Origin of the sequence: Parabacteroides sp. An277, from assembly GCF_002159645.1 — a bacterium.
Lineage (GTDB): Bacteria > Bacteroidota > Bacteroidia > Bacteroidales > Tannerellaceae > Parabacteroides.
Map to the genome: position 1 here is coordinate 38,317 of NZ_NFJB01000003.1, position 16,169 is coordinate 54,485.

At 46.3% G+C, this 16,169-nt stretch carries 15 protein-coding genes; 6 read left to right on the forward strand and 9 right to left on the reverse strand.

Annotated elements, in window-relative coordinates; translation table 11 throughout:
- Positions 1 to 103: 103 nt before the first annotated feature.
- Positions 104 to 748, reverse strand: coding sequence for a hypothetical protein (locus B5F77_RS01945; RefSeq protein WP_087326863.1), 645 nt, complete (start codon positions 746 to 748; stop codon positions 104 to 106).
- A 534-nt stretch (positions 749 to 1,282) separates the two neighbouring features.
- Between B5F77_RS01945 and B5F77_RS01950 the strand changes: the two genes are divergently transcribed.
- From B5F77_RS01950 to B5F77_RS01975, 6 genes are all read left to right on the forward strand, one after another.
- A complete protein-coding gene (locus B5F77_RS01950) occupies positions 1,283 to 1,942 on the forward strand; it encodes a hypothetical protein (protein ID WP_087326866.1) in 660 nt (219 codons plus the stop codon).
- Positions 1,943 to 1,968: 26 nt separating this feature from the next.
- Positions 1,969 to 2,679, forward strand: a complete 711-nt coding sequence (rsmI, locus tag B5F77_RS01955) for a 16S rRNA (cytidine(1402)-2'-O)-methyltransferase (protein ID WP_087327061.1) — start codon at positions 1,969 to 1,971, stop codon at positions 2,677 to 2,679.
- A gap of 19 nt (positions 2,680 to 2,698) precedes the next feature.
- On the forward strand, positions 2,699 to 3,571 hold the full coding sequence (locus B5F77_RS01960) for a hypothetical protein (protein ID WP_087327064.1): 873 nt from the start codon (positions 2,699 to 2,701) through the stop codon (positions 3,569 to 3,571).
- The gene (locus B5F77_RS01965; protein ID WP_087326869.1) at positions 3,571 to 4,263 is read left to right on the forward strand and encodes a YjjG family noncanonical pyrimidine nucleotidase; all 693 of its coding nucleotides are present in this window, start codon (positions 3,571 to 3,573) and stop codon (positions 4,261 to 4,263) included. The genes B5F77_RS01960 and B5F77_RS01965 overlap by 1 nt, the downstream gene beginning before the upstream one ends.
- Positions 4,260 to 5,039, forward strand: a complete 780-nt coding sequence (locus tag B5F77_RS01970; protein WP_087326872.1) for a glycoside hydrolase family 16 protein — start codon at positions 4,260 to 4,262, stop codon at positions 5,037 to 5,039. The genes B5F77_RS01965 and B5F77_RS01970 overlap by 4 nt, the downstream gene beginning before the upstream one ends.
- A 603-nt stretch (positions 5,040 to 5,642) precedes the next feature.
- The gene (locus B5F77_RS01975; RefSeq protein WP_087326875.1) at positions 5,643 to 6,716 is read left to right on the forward strand and encodes a DUF6261 family protein; all 1,074 of its coding nucleotides are present in this window, start codon (positions 5,643 to 5,645) and stop codon (positions 6,714 to 6,716) included.
- Positions 6,717 to 7,035: 319 nt separating this feature from the next.
- Here B5F77_RS01975 and B5F77_RS01980 read toward each other — a convergent pair whose 3' ends face one another.
- The 8 genes from B5F77_RS01980 to B5F77_RS02015 form a co-directional block, all read right to left on the reverse strand.
- On the reverse strand, positions 7,036 to 8,310 hold the full coding sequence (locus B5F77_RS01980; protein ID WP_087326878.1) for a porin: 1,275 nt from the start codon (positions 8,308 to 8,310) through the stop codon (positions 7,036 to 7,038).
- A gap of 74 nt (positions 8,311 to 8,384) precedes the next feature.
- Positions 8,385 to 8,993, reverse strand: coding sequence for a LuxR C-terminal-related transcriptional regulator (locus tag B5F77_RS01985; RefSeq protein ID WP_087326881.1), 609 nt, complete (start codon positions 8,991 to 8,993; stop codon positions 8,385 to 8,387).
- A 7-nt stretch (positions 8,994 to 9,000) separates the two neighbouring features.
- Positions 9,001 to 9,699: a hemerythrin domain-containing protein gene (locus B5F77_RS01990; protein ID WP_204244939.1), complete on the reverse strand. Its 699-nt coding sequence runs from the start codon at positions 9,697 to 9,699 to the stop codon at positions 9,001 to 9,003.
- Positions 9,700 to 9,921: 222 nt separating this feature from the next.
- Positions 9,922 to 11,076, reverse strand: coding sequence for a Rid family hydrolase (locus tag B5F77_RS01995; protein ID WP_087326886.1), 1,155 nt, complete (start codon positions 11,074 to 11,076; stop codon positions 9,922 to 9,924).
- Positions 11,077 to 11,094: 18 nt separating this feature from the next.
- Entirely contained in the window at positions 11,095 to 11,817 is a 723-nt protein-coding gene (locus B5F77_RS02000; protein WP_087326888.1) for a hypothetical protein, read from the reverse strand.
- An 8-nt stretch (positions 11,818 to 11,825) separates the two neighbouring features.
- Positions 11,826 to 13,040 carry a porin gene (locus B5F77_RS02005; RefSeq protein ID WP_087326891.1) on the reverse strand — a complete coding sequence of 405 codons (1,215 nt, stop codon included), beginning with the start codon at positions 13,038 to 13,040 and terminating at the stop codon, positions 11,826 to 11,828.
- A gap of 268 nt (positions 13,041 to 13,308) precedes the next feature.
- Complete coding sequence (locus tag B5F77_RS02010; RefSeq protein ID WP_087327067.1) at positions 13,309 to 14,745, reverse strand: di-heme oxidoredictase family protein; 1,437 nt, start codon at positions 14,743 to 14,745, stop codon at positions 13,309 to 13,311.
- Between the two features lie 138 nt (positions 14,746 to 14,883).
- Positions 14,884 to 16,140, reverse strand: coding sequence for an imelysin family protein (locus tag B5F77_RS02015; RefSeq protein WP_087326893.1), 1,257 nt, complete (start codon positions 16,138 to 16,140; stop codon positions 14,884 to 14,886).
- Between the last annotated feature and the right edge of the window lie 29 nt (positions 16,141 to 16,169).

Below are 16,169 nucleotides of genomic sequence, written 5' to 3' on the forward strand. Positions count from 1 at the left end.
TGATAATTCGTTTGCAAATATCTAAAATAATGCGAACAAATTTAAGCTTTTTGCGGAAAATAATTGGCATCTTGCCGAACGATAAGATGAAAAAAGAGCTTTTTTACCGTTTTCCAATGGTCGGGACGCGGAAAGTCTCCTGGTAGTCCTCGCCTTTTCTGTCTGTTTTTAAGGTAATGGTATATTCCGCCTCGCCCGATTTCAAGGAGGAATTGGCCCACATGTTAATCCGATAGCGAATCTGCTCGCCTGGCTTGACGCGCCGGATGGGTATCGGTTCGGAATGGCGGATGCGTCGAGCGTTCCGGTCTCCTTTTAATTCAGGTTCAATTTGCGGGATAGTGGCATCGCCTTCATTGCAAATGATAAACGTCAGGTGGCATCGTTCGCCCGCGTCTATCGCCCGGTTTCCGTTTTCATCCTCGAGGATAATGTCGCGGATAAACAAAGCCGGTTCGCGTCGTTCGTACACATGGGTTGTCTCTTTGCGGGTATTCCGCGCTGTATTATAGGGGCTTGTAGCAGCAGCTCCGATAGCGCTTCCCGCTACTCCGCCTACGACTGAGCCAATCATCGAGCCACCCCAACCGCCCACGCGGTCGCCTATCAACGAACCCGAAATGCTTCCAATCATTCCTCCTGTTTGCATCCCGAAGAGTTGCTTGTTTTGGGGTGTCATCGTGGCGCATCCCGTGGCCAATACCAAGCAGCTTGTCCATAAAATTGTTTGAAAAAAAGCCTTCATCATCAATATTCATTTTCTATATATAACATATAGAGGGCGAAGAGGGTTCAGGGTTTAATGCTTTTTTAGCCGAAGGCGGTTTGGGGTTATCGTTATAATCGTTTCCGATATTCGTTTCCGATATTCGTTATAATCGTTTGGGATTATCGTTATAATTAGGGAGAATGATAGGCATCCATTGTTTCTTTTATTACACACAAAAGCCTCACTTCCCAGCGAGGCCTTTTGCGTATATCGGAAATAACCAATAAAAACTTTCCAATATGTATCATCTTATATGCTTACATAAATTAGCGATTCGGTTTTGGTCCTGAGATTATACTAATAGTGTTACGTTCATTTTGACGATGCAAAGATATTTCCATCTACGGCTTCCGGCAATACCTATTTATATGTATTCCGAGCCGTTTTACTACCTATATTTGAGTAATAAACCAAGAAAAATGCATATTTAGGGAAGATTCTTCCCTTTTTTCGGCGGGATATTGGGTAGAAATACATATTTTTGTGAATGCAAAACAGGGTATTTACGATAAAATGGCATATAAAGAAAAATTAGCGCATTTGCTTTCCGACATTCAAAGCCTCGAGATGCTGGTCCGGGGAATGCAAGAGGAGGACGATTTGTCTGCTCTTTCGTTCGCAAGGGCGGGTAATTGGGCGTATGCGGTGTTGGAGAAGTTGAAGGCGTTGGAAAACGAACAGATGCAGCAATTGCATATCCGCCTCGTGGAACAACAAGAGGAGTTGAACCATTTGCAGGCATTGACGGAACAGTATCAAAAGAAGGCTGAAGAGCGTCAACAAGTACTTTTGCAAGCTCAAAAGGCATACGAGGAACCCGTCCAAGTGGAAACTCCCGCGCCTCTCCCGGAGGAGGAAGCGCCTCAAATGGAGGAAAAGGCGGAAGAACCCGTACCGCCTGTAGCCGAAAAGCCGAATGTCGTTTTGCAGGATGTATTGGCAAAGCAGACGATGACAGATTTCCGGAAGGCTTTCAGTTTGAACGATCGTTTCCGTTTCCGCCGGGAGTTGTTCGGAGGAGATGAAGCACGGATGAATCAAACGATAGCGGATTTGAATGCGATGACTTCGCTCGATGAGGCTAAACGTTACCTCCAGGAACGGATGGCATGGGATTGGCAAGACGAAGCAACTTCAGACTTTATTAAACTATTGGAGAAAAGATTTATCTAAGGATAAGCAGATAGATGGAAAAGCGTATGGCAAAACTGACGGTGGTACCGACTCCGGTCGGAAACTTAGAGGATATGACCTTTCGGGCTATCCAAGTGTTGAAAGAAGCGGATCTGGTCTTGGCGGAAGATACGCGGACGACCAGCATTCTTTTCAAACATTTTGATATCCAGAATAAGATGCAATCGCACCATAAGTTTAACGAGCATCAGACGGTTGAGCAATTGGCGGCTCGCATTCGGGCAGGCGAACACATCGCGTTGGTATCGGATGCCGGGACGCCGGCTATTTCAGACCCCGGTTTTCTCTTGGTGCGTGAATGCGTTCGTCAGGGGGTTGAGGTCGAATGTTTGCCGGGTGCGACGGCGTTTGTGCCGGCTTTGGTCGTATCCGGTTTGCCCAACGAGAAGTTTTGCTTCGAAGGTTTTCTTCCGCAAAAGAAGGGAAGGCAAACGCGCTTGCAAGAGTTGGCGACCGAGACGCGGACGATGGTCTTTTATGAGTCTCCGTTTCGGTTGGTCAAGACGTTGACGCAATTGGCGGAAATCATGGGAGCGGATCGGCAAGTATCCGTCTCGCGCGAGATATCCAAATTGCATGAAGAGACGGTTCGCGGGACATTGGAAGAGGTAATACAACATTTTACCCAACAAGAACCGAAGGGCGAAATCGTCATCGTATTAGCCGGTATTAAAGAACAAAAGAAAAGTAAGAAAGCAACAGAAGAAGATGTATAACAAACTAAAAGAAAGAAGCATGAAAAAAGTATTAGTTGCATGTATGTGCACGGCCTTGTTGGTTTCATGTGGCCAACAATCTGCAGAACAAAAAAGGTTGCAAGCCGAAAACGATTCGTTGAAGGTGGAAAATGCGAAGGCAACCAGCGAGTTGAATGATATGTTGGCTACGTTGGATGATATAGAAGCTGGTTTTAATTCGATTCGGGAAGCCGAGAATTATTTGAAGGTGCAGCAGCAGGCGGGCGATGAGATGACGCCGGGCCGGCGTGAGCAAATCAAAGAGAATATGAAGCTCGTTTCTGAAACGTTGAAGAAGAATCGCGAGCAGATTGCCGACCTTCAGAAGAAGTTGAACCAGAGCGGGTCAAAAAATGCTACTTTGCAAAAGATGGTGAACCGCCTTTCGAAGGAATTGGATGAAAAGACTGCTCAAATCGTCGCTTTGCAAGAGGATTTAGCCAAGAAGAATGTCCGTATTCAGGAATTGGATGAAGCTGTAGCCGACTTGAACGAGAACGTGGAAAACCTTTCGACAACTAATGCGGCTCAAGCCGAGAAGCTGGATGCGCAGGATAAAGAATTACATACGGCTTATTATTGTTTTGGTACTTCGAAAGAGTTGAAAGCGCAGAATATCTTGAGCAAGAAGGGACTTTTCTCGAAGACTAAAGTATTGCAAGATGGTTTCAACAAGGATTATTTTATCACCATTGATATCCGTGAAGTAACCGAAATCCCGCTCTTTGCATCGAAGGCGAAGTTGCAATCCAACCATCCGCAGGGTTCGTATGAGTTTGTTGAGGATGAGGAAGGCAACCAAACATTGAAAATTACCAATCCGGAATCGTTCTGGAGCTTGAGCAAATATTTGGTAATCGAGGTGGGCTGATGCATTACAAGAGTTTATTCATCGATTTGGATGATACCCTCTGGGATACGTTCCATAATAATAAAGAATGCCTCAAAGAGCTGTATGCCGAACTCCGTTTGGACCGGTATTACGCCTCTTTTGAGGCTTTCTTTTCGCTTTATATGCCTAATAATATTGAGCTTTGGGCTCAGTATCGGCGGGGAGAAATCGATCGGTTGACGCTCATCATCGAGCGTTTCCGTCCTTTCCTTCGTCCGTTGGGGATCGTAGAGCAAAAGGATATTTTAAAGATTAATAATCATTTCTTGGAGCAAACCACGAAGCAGACACGCTTGATTCCGGGTGCTATCGAGTTGCTCGAATACCTGCGGCCCCATTATAAGATGTATATCCTTTCCAATGGGTTTCGCGAAGTCCAATCGCTCAAGATGGAGAACTCCGGGCTGGCGCCTTATTTCGAGCGACTGATTCTTTCGGAAGATGCGAAAATCCAGAAGCCTCATCCCGGTATTTTTGATTATGCCTTGCAGGAAACGGGTGCTGTCCGCGAGGAATCATTGATGATTGGCGATAGCTGGGAGGCTGACATCATCGGTGCGCACGATTCCGGTATCGACCAGATTTGGTATAATCCTAAACAGGAGCCTATACGGGGATTTCGTCCTACTTTCACCGTCGTTACATTAGCAGAAATAACACATATCTTATGAAAACAAAAAATCTATTGGCTTTAGCCATCGGTCTGTTCGGCCTCCTCTCCAGTTGCCAGGAGCAACCGAAGGAATGGAAATTGGTTTGGGAAGAGAATTTCGAAGAGACGGACTCTTTTGACCCGGGTATCTGGAGTAAAATCCCACGCGGGACTGCGGATTGGAACCGTCATATGTCGGATTTTGATTCCTGTTATGCCATGCAAAATGGGCATCTGGTTTTGCGGGGCATTGTCAACTATAGTTTACCGAATGATACCTCTCCGGTCCTCACGGGCGGTGTCTATACAAAGGGTAAGATGCTGTTTTCGAATGGTCGTCTGGAGATTTGTGCCCGTCTGCACGGTGCGCAAGGTGCTTGGCCCGCTTTTTGGCTCTTGCCGGAAGATGCGCCATGGCCTCAGGGCGGCGAGATAGATATTATGGAGCGTCTGAACAATGATTCCATTGCGTATCAAACGGTGCATTCGCATTATACTTACGTGCAGGGATTTAAAGATAATCCGCCGCAGGGAAGTACGGGACCTATCAACCGCGAGGATTACAATATTTATGCGGTGGAACTTTATCCCGACAGTCTCTCGTTCTATATCAACGATGTGCATACCTTCACCTATCCGCGCATCGAGACTGATAAAGAGGGGCAATTCCCTTTCAATCGTCCCTTCTATCTTTTGTTGGATATGCAACTGGGCGGCTCTTGGGTAGGTCGTTATGATACGAAAGATTTGCCTGTCCAGATGGAAATTGATTGGGTGCGCTTCTATCAGAAATGAGCATGGGATGAAAAGGAGAATCCTCTATTTGAGGTGAAGAATCAATCGAATTTTTCGTTCGTTTTTATATTTAACATGTATTAGCCTCAGGTCTTCGGACTTGGGGCTTTTCTTTTGTAGGGAGGTTATTTTTATATATGGAATGATTTGCACCGCCGGTGCAAATACCGCTATGTTAATAAACCTATTTGCACCGTCGGTGCAAACGTCACTATGTTAATGAATCTATTTGCACCGTCGGTGCAAACGTCACTATGTTAATGAATCTATTTGCACCGTCGGTGCAAACGTCGCTATGTTAATAAATCTATTTGCACCGTCGGTGCAAACGTCTCAATGTTAATAGACCTATTTGCACCGTCAGTGCAAGCAGCAAAATTAACATAGTCCTATTTGCACCGCCGGTGCAAGCACTAAAATGTACGTGGTCTTATTTGCACCGCCGGTGCAAGCTTTGTTTTATAAATGGAATGAGTTGCATCGCCGGTGCAAATAAAGCATATATATTAAAAATAGTTATATCTTATATGAAATGCAAGCTGATATTTTGATTATTCCATCCAATACTATATATTTGCAACCGGGACATAAACATATCTGATTATGATTAAGATTGATAATTTAAAGTTAGAAAACCTACGAAATGGAGCCCATTTCGAGTTTCACAGCAGTACGATTCAACGTGCCAAATCGAATAGTACGGTGAATACGCAATTTGAAAAATTTTTGACGCCTTATAATGCGGATTTTCAATTAGAGGATAAGGCATTAAAAGTTTCTCAAAAGAGTTTCTTGACAGACGATATTGTCAAAGTAGATGATTTACGTAAGAATTTATATTTGACTTATCGGAAAATGGTAAAAGCGATGTTGGATTATCCAATAGAAAATATGGCATCGGCTGCTAAGGTATTAGCTCAAAATATAAAAGATTATAATATTGACCCTAATGGGCAAATGGACTTAGAAACAGGTCTGTTACATAATATGTTGACCGACTTGAAAGGTGATTTGGCAGAGCAAGTGGAATTATTGAACCTAACTCCTGTAATAGAACAGTTAGAGACAGCCAATACGAAGATGCGCGAATTGCTGGAGGAACGCAATACAGCTTATGCAGAACGTAAAGTAGGTGCGATGCGGGAATCCAGAGCCAAAGTAGATGAGGATTATCGTAAATTCATCCAAGTAGTGAATGCTTATATCCTAATGGAAGAGGATGAAGAGGTAATTTCGTTTGCTAAAAAACAAAATGCAGCCATATTACGTTATCGACAAATTATAGGACAGACCTCAGGCAATAAGAAACCCGATGAAGGCGGCGATGAACCGATACCCGAACCTGAAACTCCTGCCATCACAGCTGTTTATCAGAAGGAGGGAGGTGACCCGGAGAATCCACACCGAATCGGACGGGATGAACAAACCATGGTAGAATATCAAGGATTTACATTGAAAGGACAAAATGGTACGCTGGAGCATGTCATCGGGCTTGTCAATGATCAAGATTACATCGAATGGATTAAACCGGAGACGATTACTAACGTCACAGACACTAGCTTTGAATTTACAATGGTGCCAGATTTGACAGAAGGTCAATATAAAGTTCGCATTGAAACTTACGATGGTGGTAGTCCGCTGGTAGTGGAATATCCGGAGATGATTACGTTATGGTAATTGACAATGGACAATTGAGAATTGACAATTGATAATGAAATATTTATAGAAGGGTATATCATAAATAAGAAAATGTTATCTGAAAGTAACTGAAAAGCTCCCCTGCTCGTAGGGGAGCTCCCCGCAGGGGTGAGGGGTTGTTTCTTATTATGAGAGATTTAACCCCTCAGTCTCGCTACGCGAGCCAGCTCCCCTAAGGACAGGGGAGCTTTTCAGATAGCATTTTGACACAGCTCCTTTCAGATAGTATTTTGATACATTCCTATTTTATACCTATCTTTATCTCTATTTTTATACCCTTTTGAAAGGATTTCTGATTTTATAATCCCAGTTCGACTTGGAAGCGGAACTCCCAGCGATTGTAGGTAGGGTCTACAGACTCGGCGCGATGGTTGAACGAAGCGTCGGCTTGTACTTTGAGGCTATGGCCAATAAGGTATCGCGTGACGGCGATAGTAGTCTGGTTGTTGTGCTTGTACCCGACGATGGATTGCACCTCTTTATTCGGGAAGAGTGTGGAATTTCGCAAGGCAATCTCCCAATTCTTCGGGAAGAGATAGCTGGTTTGGATGTTGAGACCGTTTCCCGTATAGATGCTCGTTTCGGTATCACCCGTGAAAAGCGGTTCGTCGCACTGGCGCCCCATGAAGTCAGTATAAAAGGCAAAACCCTGGTATTTTAGAATGAAGTCTACGAAGTAGGAGTGGAGGTTTCGCATCTCGTTATTCGGAATATACGCGCCGTTTTGGCCTTGAAGACGCGTGGTATTGTTGTTAAACGAATAAGCACCCGCTATAAGGATTTTGGGACGTTCCTCCCGTTCGAAATCACCTTCCGCCACATCGCCCAGCGATTTGAATCGGCCTATAGGATAGAGTTCCACACGTCCGGTATAGGCAAATCCACCTTTATCGCTTTCGCTCCAGTTGCGTCCTTCGCCCAAGGTGATGGAACCTTTCAGTCCGATGTTGAAATCATTGACCAAGGGTTTATAATATTCAGCAAAGAAACCGAAGTCACGGTCGAGATTAAATTGGGAATTCACAATGCTTCGGTCGACAAACTGCAATGCACTGGAGGAATTAACACGCGCTCGGTTGGCCTTAATCTTTGTTTGTCCGAATCCAATGCTCAGGTTATCGTTGGGCATATAATACACCATAGCATCGCGTACAATGTTTGTATTTCCATTCGGCAAATCACCCGAATCATAAGGCGTAAAACCCAGCTGGATAGAATACAAAAGTTTCGGGGAGAAAATATAACCGTCGAAACGGAGGCGAAGGCGTTTCACACGAGCTTCGGTATCCGTATGAGAGAAATTACGATCGAAATCGAAAGCCAGCATATTTTGCATACGGAATCGCATCGTCATGCGATACTTTTTATCTTTCGGTTCAAAAGAGATACCTTTGCCGACTTCGATATTCGGCATGTTTCGTAAACGTTCAACCAGTTCTTCCGAAGGCTCCGAAGGCGAAGCGAGCGAGTCGAGCGTTGCTAACCAAGATTTTTCTTCTTTAGGCTGCTCTTGAGCGGCCAAGTTCATGCTGCCCGTCAGGGCAAGAAGGAATAATACATTTCTGAATCTCATACGATTGAATTTTCCGCAAAGGTAATTCAATATTCAGAGCTACAGGAAAGAAAGGAATTACAATTTTGTTACATTTACTCTTTAGCCTGATGAATGTCGCTCAGTTCAACCAGTTTGTTGACGATGGCGTAGATAGTCAGACCGCTTACACTATGGATTTGGAGCTTGCGGGCGATATTGCGGCGATGAGTAATAACGGTATGCGTGGAGAGATAAAGCCGGTCGGCAATCTCACGGTTGGTCATTCCCTTGACGACACAGACAACGATTTCTTTTTCGCGTGCGCTCAGGCTTTGCTGCTCGTCGTCGGTGTTTTCATCCTCTTTGTTTTCCACCAGCTTGAGGAGCGTTTGCTTAATAGCTTCCATATCGTCGTAGAGCGAGATTTGGCCGTCGTAGTTATGCAGGGATGCTTCCGGCCAGAGCATCGAGACGAGGGCAATCACTTTCAATTCCGGGCAACCGCTCTCTTCCCGCCAATGATGCAAAGCGTGTGATTGCAAGAGAAGCGGATTGGCTATCAATACATCCGGCCTGTGAATCCGCAAGGACTCGCAGAGAGAATCACCTTCGGAAATGTCGGAGAGAATGACCGGCATCCCTATCTTTTTTAATAAGTTGCTGAGTCCGTTGCGAATGATGAGGGAAGATTCGTAAATGGCTATTCTTAAATTCGCATTCATTTACTTCTTATTTTTTTAGCATTCTCTTTTCAAAATGAAGCACGGCAGGAATAAACAGTTTGTCTTCTATCCGCGTATGGGAACTAAGGTCTTCTTCGGTCGTGAAAAGGTCGAATAGCACACTGTTTAACAGATAACTGCCCGTCCCAGGATAATACTTTATCAGGATATTCTTCAAGTCGGATAGTTTTTGTTCTATCTGTTCGTGGCGGCGGCTGAAGACCGTAATGTTGTATTTAGTATCCGGCTTACCCTGCTGCAAATTGTGTACATAGGGGAAGACGGTCCGTTCTTCGTATGTCATATGTTTATCTACTTCCGTAGCATATTCGTCGAAAAAGTTACGGATGACAAATGCTACATCTGTCGGACAGGAACTGATAGCATCCAGTAATTTACGACGGATATGAGGCAAACGGAAATCCAAAAAATAGTCATGCGCGTTGTGCAAATACAAAACCAACGTATCAAGCGATAAATGTTCGCACAATTCCGGTGTAACGGTCTGAATCTCTTCGGTGAGGAAGTTGACCACCGTCAGAAATGTATATGCATCAACCTGGTTCTTTCTGCATACCTCGCCAATACTCTCTTCACCGAAGCCCAATGCGATACCGAAGCGACTCATCACAAGAACCATGGGATAGTTCTCGCATATCAAGTCGCTCATTTTATCTGTTTCTTTATATAGACCTTTTTTATACATACCAATATCTATTCGTATGGGTGATTGAAGCTCCAAAGATACACCTTTTTGTTCCATGTTGATAGTTAATTTATATGTATGATACGTTTTCTTTCGATTAACGCGTTCCAATACGATTCTATTCTTTCTGAAATAGAGTTATACTTTATCGAGAGTACAGCTGTACTTTGTGGAAAGTACGGCTATACTCTATGGGGAATAGGCTGTATGAATAAACATTTATTATAATGGCTGATAAGCTCCTTCTGCATTGGGAACGACGGCAATACACTCTGTCTCAATCAACCATCCGGGACGGCACACCGGTGCATGTACGATAATATGCGGGAAATCCGGATAATTCTCTTGGAAAAAGCGGTCGACTACGTGGTAATCGGCCGTATCACGCAAATAAACCACGGCTTGCATCACGTCGTTTACCGTAGCATCCGCTTCAGCCAGTAGGGCAGCGATGTTTTCCATCATGCGGCTGGTCTGCCGAAGAATATCGCCTGTGTGTACAATATTTCCCTTATTGTCAATGCTGGCGGTACCGGAGATGAAGATTTGTTTCCGGTCTCCATAATGTACAGCTGTACCACGTTCGAAGGTGACGCCATATTCATACGTCGGGTTCAGATGGGTTCGGGCATAAAGGAATTGAATCTGTTCCGGTTTCAAGCCTTTGACAGCATACGTGTCCATCGTAACCAATACGGAAGGGTCGGCATGACGTCCCTCAATACCGGTACTGGAGATGTAATGCGTCTTCTCCGTCAGATTCTGCGTCACAAATACTTCTTTACGGGCTTTGACTACACCGGCATAGTTCACATCTACATTTTGAACGAAGAACCATGTGCGAATACAATCGTTTGCCAACTTGCAACCTTGTTCTAAAAGTTGCATGACATAATCATTCAAGAGTAAACGTGTCTGATATTCTGAATTCGATGCCTTATTGCAAGCGCCGCCTGTCCAATGGTGCGTATAGCCATTGTGCGAACTGGTGAGCATGCCATTCTCTTTTGTCTCGGCCACCATACCCGTATAGAACCAAGTCCAGAGGGCAATCTTGGTGCCATTCATCGGCGCTTGTTGGATAATCGATAATGGGCAGAAGGTGTTATCGCATTCCCATGACATGACGAGGTCCGCTTGATTTGCGGCATCACTCAGGAAATAGCGGCGGAACACAGCTACGGCATTATCCGCCAATTCTTCTTTCACCACATCCACATAAGCCCTTTGTATGTGTTGCAATTGTTCGATAAAAGGAAGCTCCGAGTTTGTCACCGATAGCATTACGTGATACTCTGTTGTGCCTCCAGCCCCTGTAAACGAGGCAATTTGTGCTTCTACTGCTTTGTCTGCGTATGTTTTCTTTCTACATTCCATACTGTTTTTTAAAGTTTATCAGTTTATGTTAGCTCCATTGTCAATCCAATCGTCTATCAGCTGTAACAGGTCATGAGACGTAACCATATCGATATGGTTCATGCTCCAATTCGCCGTGATATCCGTATTTAGCACCAAATGTAGGAAACTTTCTTCAGACTTGCAAGGATTAACAAACATTAAGCTGTCTTCGCTCTTATCGGCTACGACATTTACCAGGGCATTATAGCTCCGGTCGGCGGTCAGGTATAGCCCGGCAGCTGCCGAGGTACTCCCTCCGTGGCAACTGGTACAACTGCGGTCGAACACGTTGGTTTGTATTGCGTGATACATGCTGGCATCAATCTCGCCAGTCTCTATCCGGATGGTGTCTGCCTCCTCCGTATATTCGTAGGTATAGAAGGTGGCGATACGTTTGCGGAGGCGATTGATGGCACAGATTTCTATCGTGTTCACCTCGCTCGGTATGCCGGTCAGGGTCATATCTACCGAACCATTGCTATTCGTCGTGATTCCTTTGGCTGTCTTGGCATATTCACTGTCGTCAGCAAATCCGGCCAGGACGATACTATATCCACTGGCCCAGTGGTTGTTTCCGCTTAGTGTGCCCGTCAGCCGTACGGAACCTCCTTCGCGTTCTACCTGTACGACCTCTTCATAGATGCGTCCGTCGTCGCACGAGGTAAGGATGCCAGTTATCGTGCATAGCGTTATTATATAGGTAATAATACTTTTCTTCATGATCTTTCTTAGAATGTATATTGAAGCATCACGGTACCGGAGTGCATGGCCAGTCCGAGGTCGTCGTTATCGCGGTCGAGCTGCGTATCATGTCCGGTACGGCCAATAAATTGATACATCGCTTGCAATTTCAGGTTGCATCCCTTGAAGAAGTAGTTGAAACCTACGGCTGGCATGTTGAGGAACCCGGCATCGTCCAGTCCGTTGCGGTTGAAGAAGTCGTAGCGGGCCGTTACTTGCCATCTGTCTGCTACGAAATAGCCGCCCTGCACATAGCCTCCCAGGTAGTTATAGCTCTGGTCTATCTTCTGACGTTTCGTGAACCCTACATTCATATAATAGATTTCGGCTCCTACATACAAGCGGTTCTTCAGCCAGGCGAACTCCGCCCCAACACGGGTATCGTTCGTACTTTCTGATTCGCTCTCTACATTCAAGGAGGCTGAGAGCCCAAACAGCATCTTGTCTTCATGCAGACGGTTGGGGTTCCCTTGTGTAGCGGGCATTACGCCTTTCGGCATATAGGTGAAGCGTCCGGCATAGAGCAGTGAAGGGATATGCCAATCATCGCTCAGGGTCTTGCCGGCTGTGTTGACCGACGCACCGGTACCATTGAAGATACCCACCTCGTATCCCCATTTCTTCCGAATCAAACCATGTATCTCTACGCCTAAGTCGAAGCCGGTACCGATGTTGGGCGTCACGGCATTCAGCGAGTAGGGCAGGATAACCGAGGAGGTAAGCGACACGGGCAGGGTTGGCATCAGCGTTTCGCCCAATGTCGTTAAGTACGCATGGGTAAAGGGTGTCTTGAACTTACCTACCCGAATGGCGAACGGCTCCTTCACCTCGTAGTCGAACCAGGCCTGTTGGAGGATGGCCCCGCCACTCCCCGCAGCATTGATAGAGAGGTTGAAGGTCACGCGGTCGAACGCCTTACCTGTGAATCCCAATACCGCATAGGGAATCGAGAATCCCGTGTTGTGTACATTGTCTTGGTTGTACGCCGGGTCCAGCCCTTCGTCGTCATAATAGTTCACCTCCGCCTTGGTCTGCACCAAGAGGTAAGGTTTGAATACGAAATCACCTTTTTTGGTGGCGATGGAAAATCCCTCTTTCCCTGCCAACGATACGACACCGTTCTCGGTATCTTCTTCATACTGTGCCTTTGCCCCTAAGGGAAAAAGGAGTAAAATGGCTATGATTGATAATATATGCCTCATTTTTCTTTATCTATTTGAAATTAAACTATTTATCGATGATGCTGAGATTCGTCCTATATAAGTGTCAAAATGGGTGTTGACACTTAGCACAAGTGTCCCTGACACTTCCCATAAGTGTCGCCGACACTTCCTATAAGTGTCAAGGCCACTTCCCATAGGTGTCGGTGACACTCCTATAGGGCGTCTGTACCCACCTAGGAAGGTGTCTGCAAAAAGGTCCTGTCTTTAGGTTCGAAAGTCTTCGTTTCATCTGGATATGCTCCTTTGATCATAATGAATTAATAAAAGCAATCATCGCGTCGCGGTCGGCTTTGCTCATTTGCTTGAATAGGTTTTTAGACGCCTCGGCCTCGCCCCCGTGCCACATGATAGCCTCGACGAGATTGCGCGCCCTGCCGTCGTGTAGGAAATAGGTATGGCCGTTCACGCGCTCCTGCAAGCCGATGCCCCAGAGCGGGGTAGTACGCCATTCGTTGCCCATCGCCATGCCGCTCACGTAATTGTCGTTCAGCCCCACGCCCATGATTTCAGAACCCATGTCGTGTAGCAGGAAGTCGGAATAGGGATGGATGGTCTGTCCGCCTAACCAAGGCAATTGCGTGCCGTTCAGTAGCGTAGAGCCGCCCGGGCGCGTATGCAGGGTCGTGACGTGGCACAAATGGCACTTCGCCTCATAAAACTTCTGCTCGCCCAGGATGACCTGCTCGTCGTTCACATTACGCCGTGCCGGGACGCCGAGGCTCTGCATGTAGAGGTCCACATCCTCCATATCTTCCGTCGATATGTCCAGTTGGTCATACGAGAGGCCCATCAGGCTACCTTGGTTCACCTGCGCCTGGCCTTCGCAAATCTCCTCCGGATAGCGGCTGTTGGTCACGCCCATATCGCTGGAGAAACCCAACTCGACCGTCAGGTCCAGATGCTGCGCCTTGTTGCCAGAGAGGCCGACACCCGTGACGCCCTTCTCGGTAATGTAATTGACGCGCCCACTGATGCCATATTCCGGATAATTGCTCTTCGCCGCCAATGCCTCAATCTCCGTGCGGTCGATGGCCATCATCTGCCCCATGCCGACGTGGCGGAGCGGGATGCGCACGGTACAGAAGAGGTCCTCCGGCGCAATGCTGTCGGCATACCACTCGGTGATGGTGTAATTCGGTTTCGCTAATTCATACGTCTCGCCATCCGGGAAAGAGAAGGTCTGGTATTCATACTCCACATGCAACTTGCCCTCCGGCTCGACGCCATAGATGGCCTGGTCGTGCAATACGCGGCCATAATCGCGGAACTGCGCCCCGTTGCGGCGGGAAACATAAATCAGCATCGAGGAGAAGCCATAACTGCCGGAACCCCCCTCGCTCCAAAGCGTAGGGCGCGTACGGCCTGCGTTGCGATGGCAACTCCCGCAGGAATACCCGGCATAGACAGGTCCCAATCCGCCGACATCCTGGCTATTGCTACTGGTCCGCACATCATCGTAAAGGCCATCGCCATTCGTAAAACGGCTGGCGTAGGAGCCTGAGACCCAACTTGCTTCTGTATCATACGCAATGGATGAAGCGAGGAATACCGTCGAAGTACCAGCCGAAAGCGCATAGCCATCGGGAACCTCTATTGTATCCATATCCATCTTGTCGTCATCCTCGCAAGATGAAAACGCAAAGGATATAGCCAATGCACATGTCAAGAGACAAACTTGTTTCATCATTCTTTTATTGGTTATTTATTGAATCTTATGCTAAAAGGGGTGTGCCAATATGCAATTCTTATTTCCGATTGACACGCCCCCCTGCTTTAAATATAATTATGTATAGGGCTTATGCCAGACCCTTTTGTTGCGTGATTAGTTGTTTACCTTACGTGGTTCGCCGTTCTTGAAGCTCAAGAACTCAAGCGTGTGGTAACCACGTACATTCTGTGCGGCACCGATAGTCTCGCTATCCTCATTGTAATCGCCGCTCCATTGCATCTCGTTCCAGTTCTGGGATTCCAACAACTGCACAATGGCATTCACGTCCAGAGGCCAGCTATCCATGTTCGGGTCTAATCCCCAGTTGGCAACCGGGCCAATCAAGAAGGCTTCGCTCTTTTCCCACGGTTCGCGGGCTTCCAGCCAGGCGTTGCATACATTCTCGAAGTTCGCATCACTTGGGTTCTCGCGAAATTGATTGACAACGTCCAGTAACGTACGGTTCTTTTCTTGCAAATCTTGATAGGTCGGAAGAACGACTACATCCACAAACTGCTCCGCAATCGCATCCAGACGGTCGGTATATTCCGCTCCGCTTAACGTATTTACAAAGGGAAGCAATTCATTCAGCAATGTAGATGCTAACGTATTGCAAGCATCCATAGCCGCTACAGACTCTTCGCTATCTATATTGTTGCGGAAAGGTTGCGGAATAGCTTGGATGGCCTTTGCTGCCGCAAAGATTTGTTGCTTGATAGTTTCATCCAGTTCCGAATTGATGGAAGCGATGAAAGTTGAAAGAGAATTTTCGCTGATATCGCCTGCATCGTCAAAATCCGAATAGGAGTTATACGCGCTCAAGTCGCCATCGATTTTGCTGACATCATTATCATCAATCCGTCCATAATAGGTATTGCGGATAGAGAAAATATTGTTCGTATAATCATCGCGCGAATGCCAACTAAACCAAGATTCAACCGCATAAAGCCCGCCTTCGTGGTCGCCACTTACATATGTATTATACGGGTCTTGGATTTTAGCCGTACCTACTTCGTTCGCTATATTCCACATTCCGCTTTCTACCATCTCCTGGATACAAGCCAACGGGCTACTGTAAGCACCACTTGTTTGGTCTTTGAAAATAGTAGCATACGGGCCATTTCCTTCATAATCGCTTGTCCATGCATTATACAAGCTGGTAGCATCTTGGTCTAACAAAAGAGCCGTCTGGTACATGTAGTTACCCCATGCTGCCGCATTGTCGGCGGTATAATCCAAATCGTACGCACTGGTGGTGGTAGGTTCATCCGGACTGGGATTAGGATTGGGTTCATCCTCTTCCGAACATGCCGTAAAGGTACATGCCATACCTAACGCAAAAATCGCTGTGTAAAATAAGTTTTTCTTCATTTTTATTTGATATTTAATAGTTGTTGTTT